The organism is Martelella limonii, from assembly GCF_013344475.1.
Lineage (GTDB): Bacteria > Pseudomonadota > Alphaproteobacteria > Rhizobiales > Rhizobiaceae > Martelella > Martelella limonii.
Genome location: NZ_JABUOU010000018.1, coordinates 1 through 14,440 on the forward strand (window position 1 = coordinate 1; position 14,440 = coordinate 14,440).

At 64.3% G+C, this 14,440-nt stretch carries 11 protein-coding genes and 4 pseudogenes; 7 read left to right on the forward strand and 8 right to left on the reverse strand.

What is annotated here, in order from left to right:
* Positions 1–118: 118 nt before the first annotated feature.
* From HPQ62_RS20520 to HPQ62_RS20545, 7 genes and pseudogenes are all read right to left on the reverse strand, one after another.
* Positions 119–347: pseudogene (locus tag HPQ62_RS20520) on the reverse strand (integrase core domain-containing protein); the annotation flags it as partial.
* A 49-nt stretch (positions 348–396) separates the two neighbouring features.
* Positions 397–597 (reverse strand): annotated as a pseudogene (locus HPQ62_RS21140) (hypothetical protein); the annotation flags it as partial.
* 182 nt (positions 598–779) lie between these two features.
* Positions 780–2,516, reverse strand: a complete 1,737-nt coding sequence (araD, locus tag HPQ62_RS20525; protein WP_174804465.1) for an L-arabinonate dehydratase — start codon at positions 2,514–2,516, stop codon at positions 780–782.
* Positions 2,513–4,189, reverse strand: coding sequence for a thiamine pyrophosphate-dependent enzyme (locus HPQ62_RS20530; protein WP_174804466.1), 1,677 nt, complete (start codon positions 4,187–4,189; stop codon positions 2,513–2,515). The genes araD and HPQ62_RS20530 overlap by 4 nt, the downstream gene beginning before the upstream one ends.
* A 34-nt stretch (positions 4,190–4,223) precedes the next feature.
* Positions 4,224–5,180: a 2-hydroxyacid dehydrogenase gene (locus tag HPQ62_RS20535; protein WP_174804467.1), complete on the reverse strand. Its 957-nt coding sequence runs from the start codon at positions 5,178–5,180 to the stop codon at positions 4,224–4,226.
* Positions 5,180–6,085, reverse strand: coding sequence for a 5-dehydro-4-deoxyglucarate dehydratase (locus tag HPQ62_RS20540; protein WP_174804468.1), 906 nt, complete (start codon positions 6,083–6,085; stop codon positions 5,180–5,182). The genes HPQ62_RS20535 and HPQ62_RS20540 overlap by 1 nt, the downstream gene beginning before the upstream one ends.
* Before the next feature lie 73 nt (positions 6,086–6,158).
* Positions 6,159–7,688, reverse strand: coding sequence for an aldehyde dehydrogenase (NADP(+)) (locus tag HPQ62_RS20545; protein ID WP_174804469.1), 1,530 nt, complete (start codon positions 7,686–7,688; stop codon positions 6,159–6,161).
* Between the two features lie 244 nt (positions 7,689–7,932).
* Here HPQ62_RS20545 and HPQ62_RS20550 point away from each other — a divergent pair, with 244 nt between their 5' ends.
* Positions 7,933–8,634 carry a GntR family transcriptional regulator gene (locus HPQ62_RS20550; protein WP_174804470.1) on the forward strand — a complete coding sequence of 234 codons (702 nt, stop codon included), beginning with the start codon at positions 7,933–7,935 and terminating at the stop codon, positions 8,632–8,634.
* 85 nt (positions 8,635–8,719) lie between these two features.
* Positions 8,720–9,625 (forward strand): dihydrodipicolinate synthase family protein, encoded by a 906-nt coding sequence (locus tag HPQ62_RS20555; protein WP_174804471.1) that lies wholly within the window; start codon positions 8,720–8,722, stop codon positions 9,623–9,625.
* A gap of 96 nt (positions 9,626–9,721) precedes the next feature.
* On the opposite strand, the gene HPQ62_RS20560 is transcribed toward HPQ62_RS20555, so the two are convergent.
* Positions 9,722–10,048: an NIPSNAP family protein gene (locus tag HPQ62_RS20560; RefSeq protein ID WP_174804472.1), complete on the reverse strand. Its 327-nt coding sequence runs from the start codon at positions 10,046–10,048 to the stop codon at positions 9,722–9,724.
* A 262-nt stretch (positions 10,049–10,310) separates the two neighbouring features.
* On the opposite strand from HPQ62_RS20560, the gene HPQ62_RS20565 reads away from it, so the two are divergent.
* The 5 genes and pseudogenes from HPQ62_RS20565 to HPQ62_RS20585 all read left to right on the forward strand — a co-directional run.
* Positions 10,311–11,282 carry a Bug family tripartite tricarboxylate transporter substrate binding protein gene (locus HPQ62_RS20565; RefSeq protein WP_174804473.1) on the forward strand — a complete coding sequence of 324 codons (972 nt, stop codon included), beginning with the start codon at positions 10,311–10,313 and terminating at the stop codon, positions 11,280–11,282.
* A 75-nt stretch (positions 11,283–11,357) separates the two neighbouring features.
* Positions 11,358–11,831 carry a tripartite tricarboxylate transporter TctB family protein gene (locus HPQ62_RS20570; RefSeq protein ID WP_174804474.1) on the forward strand — a complete coding sequence of 158 codons (474 nt, stop codon included), beginning with the start codon at positions 11,358–11,360 and terminating at the stop codon, positions 11,829–11,831.
* Positions 11,831–13,366: a tripartite tricarboxylate transporter permease gene (locus HPQ62_RS20575; RefSeq protein WP_174804475.1), complete on the forward strand. Its 1,536-nt coding sequence runs from the start codon at positions 11,831–11,833 to the stop codon at positions 13,364–13,366. Before HPQ62_RS20570 ends, HPQ62_RS20575 begins: the two co-directional genes overlap by 1 nt.
* 302 nt (positions 13,367–13,668) lie before the next feature.
* A pseudogene (locus tag HPQ62_RS20580) lies at positions 13,669–13,995 on the forward strand (Tn3 family transposase); the annotation flags it as partial.
* A 19-nt stretch (positions 13,996–14,014) separates the two neighbouring features.
* Positions 14,015–14,258 (forward strand): annotated as a pseudogene (locus HPQ62_RS20585) (transposase); the annotation flags it as partial.
* Positions 14,259–14,440: the final 182 nt, after the last annotated feature.

Sequence of the window (14,440 nt, forward strand, 5' to 3'; positions counted from 1 at the left end):
ACAACAATCATCCAAATAAAAAGCCTCCGAGATAAACCGGAGGCTGTTGTAGCCCCTGTGCCAGAAGGGGTCCCTTTTGGAAGCCGATCACCCCTCTAACGGGGTCCTTATTCCACGCCTAATCACACACGGCAGGCGGTTTGCCGCCAAGTGCAGAGTGCGGGCGCTTCCGGTTATAGAAATCCATCCATTTTCTGAGGCCGTCCCTGGTCTGCGATCCGGTTTCCCAAGCGTGCAGATAGACGCACTCGTATTTGAGCATACGCCACAGCCGCTCGACGAAGATATTGTCGAGGAACCCGTCCCTTGCCGTCCATAGAGATGCGCACGCCCATCCGCCGCAGGAGGCAGTTTCATTCCCTTCAGCGTGGCCAGAAAGGCCTCGCGCTGGAGCGAGAACCAGGGTTGCTCCAGCGCGGCAATACCGGCCGTGTCTTCCTCCGACAGGGCGCTGCGGGCAAGGATCGTCATCATGTCCGTGCGTCGGAGGAAGGCCAGCGTTGTGTAGAGCGAACTCGTCAGCACGTTGACGACGAGGACCTCCTTGCCCTTCTGCAGGAACACGCGGTTGAGTTCGGTCTGGAGTTTGGTGCCCATACGCGGCAGCACCCATTTGTAACGCGAAAGATCGGCGATGGAGGCCGGCGGAAGCACGAGCCTCAAAAGAGCCGGGAAAGAAAGCCTGCGGCACTAAATTTGCGGCAGTCCGCCGGAACATTTCAGTTTCAGCGCTCCGGCACAGAACCTCAAGTCGCCAGGCGCCGTCGCGCCTGTGCGGATCAGAAGATATCGGGCTCGCCCGCAGCCTTGCCGAAGCCCCGCTCGAGATAGTCGAAATCGCAGCCCTTGTCTGCCTGGGTCACATGCTGCGAGAACATGTAGCCCCAGCCGCGTTGAAAGCGTTGTTCGGGCGGCGACCATGCGGCGCGACGGCGCGCGAGTTCCACCTCGTCCACCAGCATGTTCAGGCTGCGGTTCGGCAGGTCCATGCGCACGATGTCGCCTGTCTTAAGCAGCGCCAGCGGTCCGCCGACGAAGCTTTCCGGTGCCACATGCAGCACGCAAGCGCCGTAGGACGTACCGGACATGCGCGCGTCGGAAATCCGCAGCATGTCGCGATAACCCTTCCTGATCAGCGCTTTGGGGATGGGCAGCATGCCCCATTCCGGCATGCCCGGCCCGCCCTTGGGTCCGGTATTGCGCAGCACCAGCACCGTGTCGGGGGTGACGTCGAGATCCTCATCGTCGATCGCCGCCTTCATCTCGGGATAGCTGTCGAACACCAGCGCCGGCCCCTCGTGCACATGGAACTTCGGATCGCAGGCGGCGGGCTTGATCACTGCGCCGTCGGGGCAGAGATTGCCGCGCAGCAGCGCCAGAGAGCCCTGATGATAGACCGGGTTCGACAGCGGCCGGATGACGTCGTCATTGTAGACCTCGGCCGTTGCCAGCGCCTCTGAAAGCCGCTTGCCGGTGACGCCGGTGACTGAGGTGTCGAGCCGCTCCTCGATCTGCTTCATCAGCGCCAGCAGGCCGCCGGCATAGTAGAAATCCTCCATCAGGTAGTCCTTGCCGGAAGGCCGCACATTGGCGATAAGCGGCGTGACGCGCCCGAGCGCATCGAGATCGTCGAGCGTCAGTTCCACGCCGGCGCGGCGGGCCATGGCGATCAGGTGCACCACGGCGTTGGTGGAACAGCCGGTGGCCATGGCGACGATGGCGGCGTTCCTGACGGCGGCGGCGGTGATGATCTTTTCGGGCGTCAGGTCCTCCCAGACCATTTCGACAATGCGCCGCCCGCAGGCTGACCCCATGCGCTTGTGCCCGCTGTCGGCGGCGGGGATCGAGGAGGCGCCGGGCAGCGTCAGGCCCATGGCGTCGGAGATGGCGGTCATGGTCGAGGCCGTGCCCATGGTCATGCAGGTGCCGACCGAGCGCGCGATGCCGCCCTGTATGCCCAGCCATTCCTCGTCAGAGACATTGCCGGCGCGGCGCTCGTCCCAGTATTTCCAGCCGTCCGAGCCGCTGCCCAGGATGCGGCCCTTGTAATGCCCGCGCAGCATCGGCCCGGCTGGCAGAAAGATCATCGGCACGCCCGCGGTGATCGCCCCCATCACGAGGCCGGGCGTGGTCTTGTCGCAGCCGCCCATCAGCACCACGCCGTCGAGCGGGTGGGAGCGGATCATCTCCTCGGTCTCCATCGCCAGCATGTTGCGGTAGAGCATCGAGGTCGGTTTGGTGAAGCTTTCGTCCACCGACAACGCCGGCATCTCGACCGGGAAACCGCCGGCCGCGAGCACGCCGCGTTTGACATCCTGCACCCGCTCGGGAAAATGGCCGTGGCAGGTGTTGAGCTCGGACCAGGTGTTGAGGATGCCGATCACCGGCTTGTTGCGGAAATCCTCTTCGGCATAGCCGAGCTGCATCATCCGCGAGCGATGGCCGAAGCTACGCAGCTCATCGGGCGCGAACCAGCGCGACGATCGCAGGGTTTCCGGTGTCTTTTCGGTCGTCATGAATTTGTCCTGGCTTGCTGACCACGCAGACGGCTGATCGTCGTGCGGGTGGAGATCTGCTCGGGGTCGGTCATCAACTCGATGACCGTGGGGCCGTCATGGTCGAAGGCGCGTAGAAGGGCGGGCCTGAACTCAGCCGTCTCGGTGATCCGCTCATGCGCGGCGCCGAGCCCGCGCGAAATCATCCCGATGTCCGAGGAGGTAATGTCAGTGCCCGAGACGCGGGCGGGGTGCTCGCGCTCCTGATGCATGCGGATGGTGCCGTAAGTGCCGTTATTGAACACCAGCACGATGGGCCGCCCGCCATGCTGCACGGCGGTGGCGATCTCCATTCCAGACATCATGAAGCCTCCATCGCCGACAAACGCGATGGCCTGTCGCTTGGGATCGGCCAGCGAGGCCGCCACGGCGGCGGGCACGGCATAGCCCATCGAGCCGCAGGTCGAACCGATCTGCCGCCCGGGCCGGCCATAGCGCAGGAAGCGCTGCGCCCAGCCGGTGTGGTTGCCGGCATCGAGCGTGATCACCGCATTCGCCGGGATCAGATCGCGCATGTCGGCCATCGCCTGGCCCATGCCGAGCGGATAGTCGTGCGACGGCGGCTCGCTGTCGGAAAGATACTCGGCGCGCAACCTGGCGCACCAACCCTCTGGTGCCGGGGCAGCCGGCTGGGCGGTAAGCGCCGCCAGCGCCGCGTCCGGGCCCGAGACCGCCGAGACGGCGGGCGAATAGACCCGGCCGATCTCGTCGGCGTCGGCATGGATATGCACCAGGGTCTGCGCCGGCGTCGGCACGGACAGCGTGGAATAGGTCTTGGTCGTGATCTCGCCGAGACGCGCGCCGATGACCAGCAGCAGGTCGGCCTCGGCCAACCGCTTGACGAGGCTGGGCGCGACGCCGGTCCCGAAATCCCCGACATAGACGTCGGAGCGGTTGTCGATCAGATCCTGACGGCGAAAGCTTGTGGCAACCGGCAGCCGGTTCTCGGTGGCGAAGCGCAGCAGCGCCGCGCATCCCGCTTCGCTCCAGCCGGGGCCGCCGGCCAGAAGCAGCGGCCGCTCGGCCTTCGACAGGGCGGCCATCACGGCGGTGGCGTCACCGGGGCTCAGCGCCGGGAGGCTGGGCGTATAGGGCATGGCGTCGGCGACCTCGACCACGTCGGTCAGCATGTCCTCCGGCAGCGCCAGCACCACGGGGCCAGGCCTGCCCGAGGTCGCCACGCGGAACGCCCGGGCCATGTATTCGGGGATGCGTGCGGCGCTGTCGATTTGCGCTGCCCACTTGGCCACGGGGGCGAACATCTGGCGGTAGTCGATTTCCTGGAAACTCTCGCGATCCATGGTCTCGCGCCCGACCTGACCGACGAGCAGGATCATCGGGGTCGAATCCTGGTAGGCGATGTGCACGCCCACCGCGGCCTGGCAGGCGCCGGGACCGCGGGTGACCATGCAGATGCCGGGCCTGCCCGTCAGCTTGCCATAGGCTTCCGCCATATCGGCGGCGCCGGCCTCATGGCGCGCATTGTACAGCGTGAACCGGTCGCGCACGTCGTAGAGCGCGTCGAGCACTTCGAGGTAGCTCTCGCCCGGCACGCAATAGGCACAGTCGGCCCCGTGGATCAGAAGTTGATCGACCAGCACCTGGCCGCCGCTGCGCTTGACGGTCTCAGCCATGTATTCTCCCCATGATTGTCCAATGCTATTGTCTTCAGGGCACCACGATGCAGTCCGGGTCGATGGTCCGGCCCTCGGCATGCGCCCGGATATTGCCCGCCCAGTGGCGCACCATGCGGTCGAAATTGTCAAGCGTGCGCCCCGCCACATGCGGCAGCGTCACCGTGTTCGGCATGTCCAGCAGCGGGTTCGGCCCGGTCACCGGCTCGGTCTCGAACACATCCAGCCCCGCCGCCCCGACCTGACCCGAGCGCAGCCCGTCGATCAGCGCCGCCTCGTCAACCAGCCCGCCGCGCGCGGTGTTGATGAGCACCGCGCCCGGTTTCATCGCTGCGATCGCCTTCGCGTCGATGAGGTGCTTAGACCCGGCCGTGAGCGGCAGGTGCAGCGAGATCACTTCGGCCCAGCCGATCAGCGCGTCGAAATCCATGAACGGCACTTCGAGCGCATTGTCCGGGCCCGAGCGTTTCGTATAGGCAACCGCGCAGCCAAAGCCCGAGAGCCGTTTCAGCACCTCCCTGCCGATAGCCCCCATGCCCACGAGACCGACCCGGCAGCAGCCGAGATCGCGCGCCTCGCGCCAGAGGTCCGGCTGGTTCCAGGCGCCGTCGCGGAAGCTCTGCTGCACCTGCGGCAGGCGCCTGAGCGTCGCCAGCATCAGCGCCAGCGTCGCCTCGGCCACGGTGGGCGCGTTCACGCCGGGCGAGCGCGCGACGGTCACGCCGCGCTCCCGGGCGACGTCCAGCGGAATACCGTCGACGCCGGTTCCCCACTGGTGCACCATCTTCAGCGCGCCGGCCCCGGCCAGAAGCTCGGCCGGAAAGCGCAGTCCCCGCGTTACCGCGTAGGTCGCGCCCTGAAGCGCGGTGCGCATATCGTCGGTCTCGATGCTGCTGACGAAGCGCAGGTCGAAACCGTCGCACAGCGTTTCGATCCGGGTGCGCATCTGCGCACTGGCGGGTTCGAGAACGGCGACGGGTCCGATCGGCATCAGTTGCGTCCCTTGATCAGTTCACGCATCATATCGACCTCTTCGCCGGTCAGATCGGTGAGCGGCGCGCGTACATGGCCGGTCTCAAAGCCGCGCAGGGCGACGCCGGCCTTGATCGCCGAGACGGCGTAACCCGGCTTGCGGTCGCGGATTTTCGTGAACGGGTAGTAGAAGTCCTTCAGCAACTGCTCGCATCTGGCATCGTCACCGGCCAGGAAAGCGCCGTGGAATTCCAGCGCGGTCTCGGGCACGAAGTTGAACACCGCCGAGGAATAGGTCGCCATGCCCGCGCCGCGATAGGCCTGCGCGAAAAGCTCGTGGGTGGGCATGCCGCCGATATAGGCCAGCCGGTCGCCGAGGCGCACGGTCACGCGGCGGACGTTGTCGATGTCGCCGGTCCCGTCCTTGAAGCCGATGAGGTTCGGGCATTCGTCGGCCAGTTGCTCGAGCGTCTCCGCCGAGATCCGCGCCTGGCCGCGATTGTAGACGATGACCGCCATTTTCGTGGCCCTGCAAACCGCGCGGATGCGGTTGGCAACCCCCTCCTGGGGTCCCTCGGTAAGGTAATGCGGCAAAAGAAGGATGCCGTCGCCGCCGGCAGCCTCTATCGCGCGGGCGAGATCGCAGGCCATGCGCACGCCATAGCCACAGCCCGCGATCACCGGCGCGTCGCCAGCCGTCTCGCGCGCCGCGCGCACCACGCTGACGATCTCTTCCGGGGTGAGCGAGAACATCTCGCCGGTACCGCCCGCCACGATCAGCCCTGCCACCTTGTGGGGCTTGAGCCATTCGAGATGCGCCTGGAACGGCTTCGGCGCGAAACGATCCTCCGTATCGAAGGGGGTCACGGGGAAGGACAGAAGCCCGTGGCGAATGATTTCGCGCAGCGCGTCGGGTGCGATCATTGTGTGTGTCTCCTCAATCTGGATATATTGTCAGCCTGTCGCGGAGCATGTCCGGTCGATGCGGGGCTGGATGTTATTGCCAACCGGCGGGCATCAGCGCGTCCGGCAGGTTCTGGTAGCTCACCGGGCGCTGGAAGCGACGGATCGCCATGGTGCCGACCGAGGTCGCGCCAAAGTTCGTGGAGGCCGGGTAAGGCCCGCCATGGACCATGGCGTCGGCCACCTCGACCCCGGTGGGGAAACCGTTGGCCAGCACCCGGCCGGCTTTGCGTTCAAGCACCGGCATCAACGCGCGGGCGTCGTCGATATCGCCATCGTCCATATGCAGCGTCGCGGTGAGCTGCCCCTCGAATCCCTTCGCAAGCTTAACCATCTGCGCGGCGTCGCCGACGCGGATCACCAGGCCGAGCGGTCCGAAGACTTCCTCGCCGAGCGCGTGATCCTGCAGATAGGTCGCGGCGGTGGTCTCATAGAGGTTGGGCTTTGCGGTGCGGCCTTCCTGCTCGGTGGTGAACACCGGCTTGACCGCGTTGCGGCCGTCGAAGCGATCCTTGCCGTCACGGTAGGCTTTGGCGATGCCGTCCGTCAGCATGACCTGGACCGGAACGTCCTTCAGCGCCTCGGCGGCAGCCGAGACGAAGGCGTCACCGTCCGGGCCCGCGCCGATCACGGCAATGCCGGGATTGGTGCAGAACTGGCCGGCGCCCATGGTGAGCGAGCCCGCCCAGCCCTTGCCGATCTCGCCGCCGCGGGCCTTCGCGGCTTCCGGCAGCACGAACATCGGATTGACGCTGCCCAGTTCACCGAAAAACGGGATCGGCTCGGGACGCTGCGCGCAGAGGTCAAACAGCGCCCGGCCGCCACCAAGCGAACCGGTGAAGCCGACAGCCTTGATCAGCGGGTGCTGCACCAGCGCAGTGCCGACATCCCGCTTGCCGCCCTGCACGAGGCTGAACACCCCGCCCGGCAGGCCGCAGACATTGATGGCGGCCCGGATGGCTTCAGCCACGATCTCGCCAGTGCCGGGATGGGCAGAGTGGCCCTTGACCACGACGGGGCAACCCGCCGCCAGAGCCGATGCGGTGTCGCCGCCGGCGGTCGAGAAGGCCAGCGGAAAGTTCGAGGCGCCGAACACGGCCACCGGGCCGATCGGGCGCTGCATCAGCTTGAGATCGGGGCGGGGCAGGGGCGCGCGCTCGGGCAGCGCTTCGTCGTGGCGGCGGTCGAGGCACTCGCCGGCGCGGATGTGACTGGCGAACAGACGCAATTGGCCGACGGTGCGGCCGCGCTCGCCCTGAAGGCGCGCCTCCGGTAGGCCCGTTTCCTGGGTGCCGATTAGGGTGATCGCCTCCGCGCGGGCTTCGATCTCGTCGGCGATGGTTTCAAGGAAACGCGCGCGCACTTCCACATCGCTATAACCATAGGTCCAGAATGCCTCTTCCGCGGCCTCGGCCGCCGCATTCACCAGTTCCGGGGTTCCGACACCGAAATCATGCGCATCGCCATGCGCGGGCTGCGAGCGGAAGGTCGCCTCTGTAGCCACCCAATCGCCCGCGATCAGGTGCTTGCCGTGCGGAACAAAGCCGGGCTTGTTGTCATCCATATTCTTGACCCTCCTGCGTCATGCGGCCGGCTACGCGACCGCGCCTGTCTAAGTTGCCCCGATCCGGCGCGAATCACGCGTCCATACCGCGAAGCCCTGCGGGCAATGGGGCGGCAACCGCAACGTCGCGAGACTTGTCATGCACTAATATTTTAGTTTATCAGTATGGTCAACAGGCGCGAAAATGCGGTTATATGTAGGTCACAACGGCACGGACAAGAATTTCGGCATGCGGACACCACCAATGACACTCGCGTTCGATATGATGCGGCAGGAGACGGCGATGGGACGCCCGATGGCGTCCTCGCGGATCTATAACGATCTGCGACAGCGCATTCTGTCGCTCGACCTCCCCCCCGGCACCGCGCTGACGCGCGCCGACCTCGCGCGCGAATACGACGTCAGCCAGACGCCGCTGCGCGACGCCATGCAGCGGCTCGAGCAGGACGGGTTGATCCGTATCTATCCGCAATCCAAAACGCTGGTGACGCGCATCAATCTCGACCAGATCCGCGAGGCGCTTTTCCTGCGCCAGGCGCTTGAAACCGAGGTAGCAATGGAGCTCGCCAGCAACCCGTCCCCGGCGGTCATCGACCGGCTGCGCGAAGTCATCGCCATGCAGCGACTGGTCGCCGCCGACAAGACCAAGCTGCGCCGTTTCCAAGAGCTTGACGAGTACTTCCACTACATCATGTTCGAGGGCGCGGGCCATCCGAACCTGCATGCCCTGCTTCGTTCGCAGACCGGCGACATGGACCGCGTGCGCCGCCTGCAGGCCCACTCCGAAGAACGGCTCGGGCTGATTCTACAGGGTCACGAGCGCATCGTGGACGCGATCGAGTCGGGCGTAGTCGAGGACGCGATCCGCGAAATTCGCTTTCACACCCACAAACCCGAAGACTGGGCCGACGAGTATCGCGCCCTGCACGAGGAATACTTCACCTGACGCATCCGGTCCGTCCGGACGTCGCCAAACAGGCCAGAATTACCGAGGAGAGCGCGGATCAACCCGGTCCGCGAAGGGAGAGATCATGTCCAAAACACTTGCCGACACCTGCGGCCTGCACGTTGTTGCACAGACGCCGTTTCTCGATGACGGAACGCTCGACCTTGAGAGCATCGACACGCTGTCAGCCTTCTACTACCGCCACGGCGCTGAGGGACTGACCGTGCTCGGCGTCTCGGGCGAGGCGCAGAAACTGACAGTGGACGAAACAATCGCCGTGGCCGCCCGCTACGTCTCGGCGGCGGACGGGCACCGGATCATCGCCGGCGTCTCGCACCCCAACCTCGCCACACTGGTCGAGGTCACCGCCCAGATCATGGCCGAAGGCGCCGACGCGGTGATGATCTGCCCGCCCGCCGGCATCCGCACCGACGAGGACCTGCTGCGATATTTCGAGGCGGTCTACGCCCGGATCGGCGATGTGCCGACGGTCCTGCAGGATTTCCCCGCCGCCTCCGGCGTGGTGATGTCGGTGCCCGCCATCGATCGGTTGATCAGCGCCTTTCCCCAGATCGGCGTCATCAAGGAAGAAGATTTCCCCTCCCCCATCAAGATCACGCGAATGCGGGCGGAGCTGTCGCGCCCGGTGCGCATCCTGACCGGCAATAACGGCCAATTCCTGGTGCAGGAGATGGAACGCGGCGCCGATGGCCCGATGGCCGGCTTCTCCTACCCGGAAATGCTGTCAGGCGTTTACGATCTGATGACCGCGGGAAAGCGGGCCGAGGCGCACGACCTCTTCAACCGCTTCCTGCCACTGCTCAAGCACGAGGCACAAGGCCAGTGGGGCATTGCCCTGCGCAAGGAAATGATGCGCCGCCGCGGCGCGCTGACCTCAAGCGCCTTGCGCGGACCGGGGCCGAAGCTGATCGACATCGACCTCGCCGAACTTGACTTCCTCATTAGCCGCATGGATCTGCCGGAAGCGTGACGCATGACAGCCGGCGCCGCCGAGGGCGCATCGGCCCGAAAGCCTGAGTCGCTTTTCGGGTCGACACGAAGATCATGGGCGGGATGAATAAGCCGTTCAGCCACGCTTTGGCGTGAAGAACGGAACCGGGGTCAAAATCTGGTTGACCTGCGAGACAAGGTAACCCGCCTCGGCGCTCTTTTTGAGATAGGCCTGCCATTCCGGGTCCGCCGCCAGCGCCGCGCGCCGCGCCGCCCGGTCGGCGGCATCGTCATAGCACCAGATATGCACATAGGAATTGACATCGCCGGTCTCGACCGCGCCGTAGACGATGGGCTCACCCAGATGGCGACGCTGCACCTGGAACCCATGCTCGCCGTAGAGCGCCAGGTGTTTCCTGATGGTGCCGGGACGGCAGGAATAGGTGCGGTGGTCATAAATCATTCCGAGTTTCTCCATTTATTTCAATAACCTGTCTCGATCGCGCGATGGCTGCCCCAAGGAGGCTTGCCAACCGGTCGCAAATTCATATAGTAATGTATTAGTTGGTCGGGGCGCAAGCGCCGCCAGCAAATCCTGCCCCGGGAAGGCCGGGCCCTGCGAAAGGGCAAGTGCCGCGCGCAAGCGCCACCGCGCGGGCGTCAGGACACTGGGAGAACAGGGGAGGCACCTGCCGACCCCCGAAAAGTCTAGGAGGAGACAGATCATGAAACGCAGCTTCATCGGCGCCCTTGCCGCCATCGCCACGGCCCTTGTGCCGGTTGCAGCCCTTGCGGAATATCCCGAGCGCGACGTGCGCATGGTGGTGCCGTGGGGCGCCGGCGGCGGTACCGACGGCATCGTGCGCAAGGTAACCACGCTGGCCGAGGATAATCTTGACGGCACGATCTATGTCGAGAACATCGAGGGCGGCAACTCGGCCACCGGCGTCGGCCAGGTGATGAGCGCACGTCCCGATGGTTACACCCTCGGCGCGCTGACCTATGACAGCATCGTGACTGTGCCATGGCAGGGTATGCTTCCGAGCTATCAGATGGACAAGCTCGACCTTATCGCCCGCATCACCAGCGAGGCAGACGCCATTATCGTAGACGCCGATTCGGACTACCAGTCACTGGACGACCTGATCGAGGCGGCCAAGGCCGACCCGGGCAATGTGCGCGTGGGCGTTCAGAACCTCGGCGGCCGCGTGCACCTCACGCTGCTGCAGCTGCAGCAGCTCACCGGCGCAGAGTTCCGCATCGTTTCCTACCCGGGCGGCGCGGCCCCGCAGAAGGAAGCTCTGCTCTCGGGGGAAGTGGACGTGGTTCTCACCTCGCTGGGCGACTTCGCTAACCTGATCGAGGATGGTACCGCGCGCGGAATCGTCGAATTTTCGGACGCCAAGAACCCGACCTATGACGTGCCCACTGCCGAAGAGGCAGGCGTGGATCTGCTGAACGGCTCCTTCATCGTGCTGGTGGCCCCGGCGGGCACCCCCGAGGACGTGGTGGCCAAGATCGAGGCGGCCTATCAGGAGGCCTATGAAAGCGCCGAGTTCCAGGACTGGCTCGCTACCATCGGCGTGACACCGAACTGGCTGGCGGGCGAAGAGCTCGATATCTGGGCCGAAGACACCGCGCAGGGTCTCTTTGACCAGATGGACGCACTGGTCGAGACCGGCGTACTGTCGAAGTAACCGGCACCCACCGTACCGCAGGCAAAACTGGCGGCGCCAGGCCCGTTCCGGCGCCGCCCCAATCCGGAGACCATGATGGCCGACCGTGCGCCAATTTTCAGGACAGGCGTCCTGCTGCCGCTCTTCTTACTCGTCGTCACAAGCGTCTACCTCGCCGCCGCCTTTGATATCCGCTCGCAGTTCGCGGGTCCCGGCGAGATGAGTCCGCGCTCCGTGCCGATCCTTCTGGCCTGCCTGATGTATGTCGCCCTGGCGGTGGTGTTCGTTATCGAGTTCCGCAAGCCCACGGCTGATGGTCCCGCGCGAGAGCTGCTGCGTCCGATGCTGGTGATCGTCGCGACGGCGGGTTACATCGCGCTGTTTCGCCCGCTGGGCTACTGGCCGGCAACGCTCGCCTTCACTTGCGTCCTGTTTGCCATCTTCCACTTCCAGATCCGCAAGCCGCACATATTCGCGATCTGCGCCATCGGCGTCACCGCCCTGTTCTACGGGCTTTTCGCAGGTATCTTCGGCGTCCGGCTGCCTACCCTGACCGACGGGTTCTTCTGATGGACATCTTTGTCGACATTCTGAGCGGCATGAGCGCGCTTGCCGATCCCTACGTCCTCGCCTTCATGGTGGGCGGCTTCCTGGTCGGCACCTTCTTTGGCGCCATGCCGGGCCTGACATCGGTGCTGGCCATCGCGCTGCTGCTGCCGATCACCTACACGATCGACGTGGTGCCGGCGCTGGTGATGTGCGCCTCGATCTTCATGGCGGGCATGTATTCGGGCTCGATCACCGCGACGACCATCAACATCCCCGGCGCGCCGTCATCCATGATGACCGCGATCGAGGGCAATGCGCTCATGAAAAAGGGCTTCGGCGCCAATGCGCTCGGGCACGCAGCACTGGGATCGATGATCGGCGGCGCGATCGGCGCGGTGCTGCTGATGGCTTTCATGCCAATTGCGGCCGAAGTCTCGCTGCTGATCCGCACGCCGGGCAAGTTTTCCCTCGTTCTCTTTGCGCTCGTCGTCATCGTCATCGTCGACAAGGGCAACATCGCCAAGGGCTTCGTCGCGACGCTGCTCGGCATGATGATCGCCACGGTCGGCATCGACGTGCTGCAGCCGATCCCGCGCTTCAACTTCGGCACGGAGACGCTGGTCGAGGGCATCGATCTCATGCCCCTCGTCATCGGCGCCTTTGCGATCTCCGAGGTGCTCATGCAGTCGGAGAACTGGAAGGATAACCTCAGCTCGACGCTCAGGGAGGTCAAGGACCTGAAAATCCGCCGCCGCGACTTCCTTCCGGCACGCGCGGAGATTCGCGAAATCGGCCTTTTCACCTATCTGCGCTCGTCGCTTGTCGGCTACGGCATCGGCATTCTGCCCGGCGCCGGCGGCTCGATGGCCGCCTTCGTCTCCTACGCCTTGGCGCGCTCGTCCGCAAAAAAACCGCAGGATTACGGACACGGCTCGCGCGAAGGCATCGCCGCGGCCGAGGCCGGCAACAACGCGATGTGCGGCGGTGCCTTCGTACCGATGCTGATGTTCGGCATCCCGGGCGATCCGACCACCGCCATCGTGCTGGGCGTGCTGGTGATCAACGGCCTGCAACCCGGCCCGCGCCTGCTCGAAAACCAGGCCGAACTTCTGGGGCCTATGCTCGGCTCGCTGTTTTTTTCCGCGCTGATCCTGATCCCGCTGACGCTATGGCTTTTCGGGCCGTGGTTCATCAAGATCGTCTCGATCCCCAAAGGCCTGCTCTATACAGGAATCGCGGTCGTGGCGCTGGTTGGCAGCTACGTCGCGACCTACTCGATCTTCCAGATGTCGCTGGCGGTCCTTTTCGGCATCCTCGCCTATTTCATGCGCAAGCAGAACTACTCGACGGTTTCGATGCTCCTGGGCTTCATCCTGGGCCCTGATCTTGAGGAATATCTCAGGCGCTCGCTGTCGCTGAACGACGGCAATCCGATGGTCTTCCTGACCAGTCCGGACAGCCTGTTCTTCCTCGCGTTGACCGCGTTCTTCGCTTGGGCCATCCTGAGGCGCAAGCCCGCTCGCAGGCAGACTAGCGAGGGAAGTGCCGATGCATAGGTCAACACGTTCGAGCATGCGAATGGCATATTCGCCATCCGAAGGCCGAAGCGCAATTACCAGGAACAAATCGGATTTTGGCAACAATTTTAGATATCCCGGAGTTGGTCAAAATCTCAGGCCTCCCGATCTCAACTGCGGCTGGCAGGCTTTGAAGAAAGCCCGTTGATGTCCCGCCCGATTTTCTCCAGTGCCCCGGCATGGCGAGGAAGCATGTAGCTTTCGCTCAATATGCCGAGCACATGGCTGGAACGCCTGTCGGTGACGACCAACAAATGTCGATTGATGTTTGAAACTGGGACTCGCACATTAAGTATTCCGGCCAATATGGATTCTTCGGGATATTGCCTATCAGCCCGACGGAAAGTGAAGCGGCTTATGTTCTCGACGGGCACTTTGATTACGAAACGATTTTGGAAATCGATGAGCATTTTACCGATACCGGCGGCGCCAGCTATCATGACTTTGCGCTATTCGCCCTGATTGGGAAACGCTTTGCACCGCGACTCCGCAACATAAAAGACCGGCAACTTCACGCCTTCGGAAAAGGCGATGTATTTCGCAGGCTAGAAAACCACATCGGAGCGCCAATCAATACAGGGTTTAATCTCGACCATTGGGACACGATCACGATCTGCTGCGTCTGGCCTCGACGCCACCTATATGAAGGTTTGGCGCGGCGGACGCATCGTCTCTCTTGCCGTGATCATCGCGGTGGGCGGTCAACACCGACGGCCGGCGCGAAGTGCTCGGCATGGAGATCGGAACATCAGAAGCCGAGCCGATCTGGACGGAATTCCTCCGCAACCTGACCAGACGCGGGCTACGTGGTGTCAGGCTCGTTGTCTCCGACGCCCATGAGGGCATCAAGGCCGCGGTATCGAAGGTGCTTTGAGCCACCTGGCAGCGCTGCCGGGTGGGGCTGTTGAAGAAGTCAGCCTCACGTGATTCGATTCATTTTGGATTGATTCTCTGGGTGCACCGGCATGTTGGGACATAAGGAACGCGGTCAGCTCGAGCTGTTCATGATGGGTTCGCTTCGACAGCTTATCCCCGACGACTACATTCTCGCCA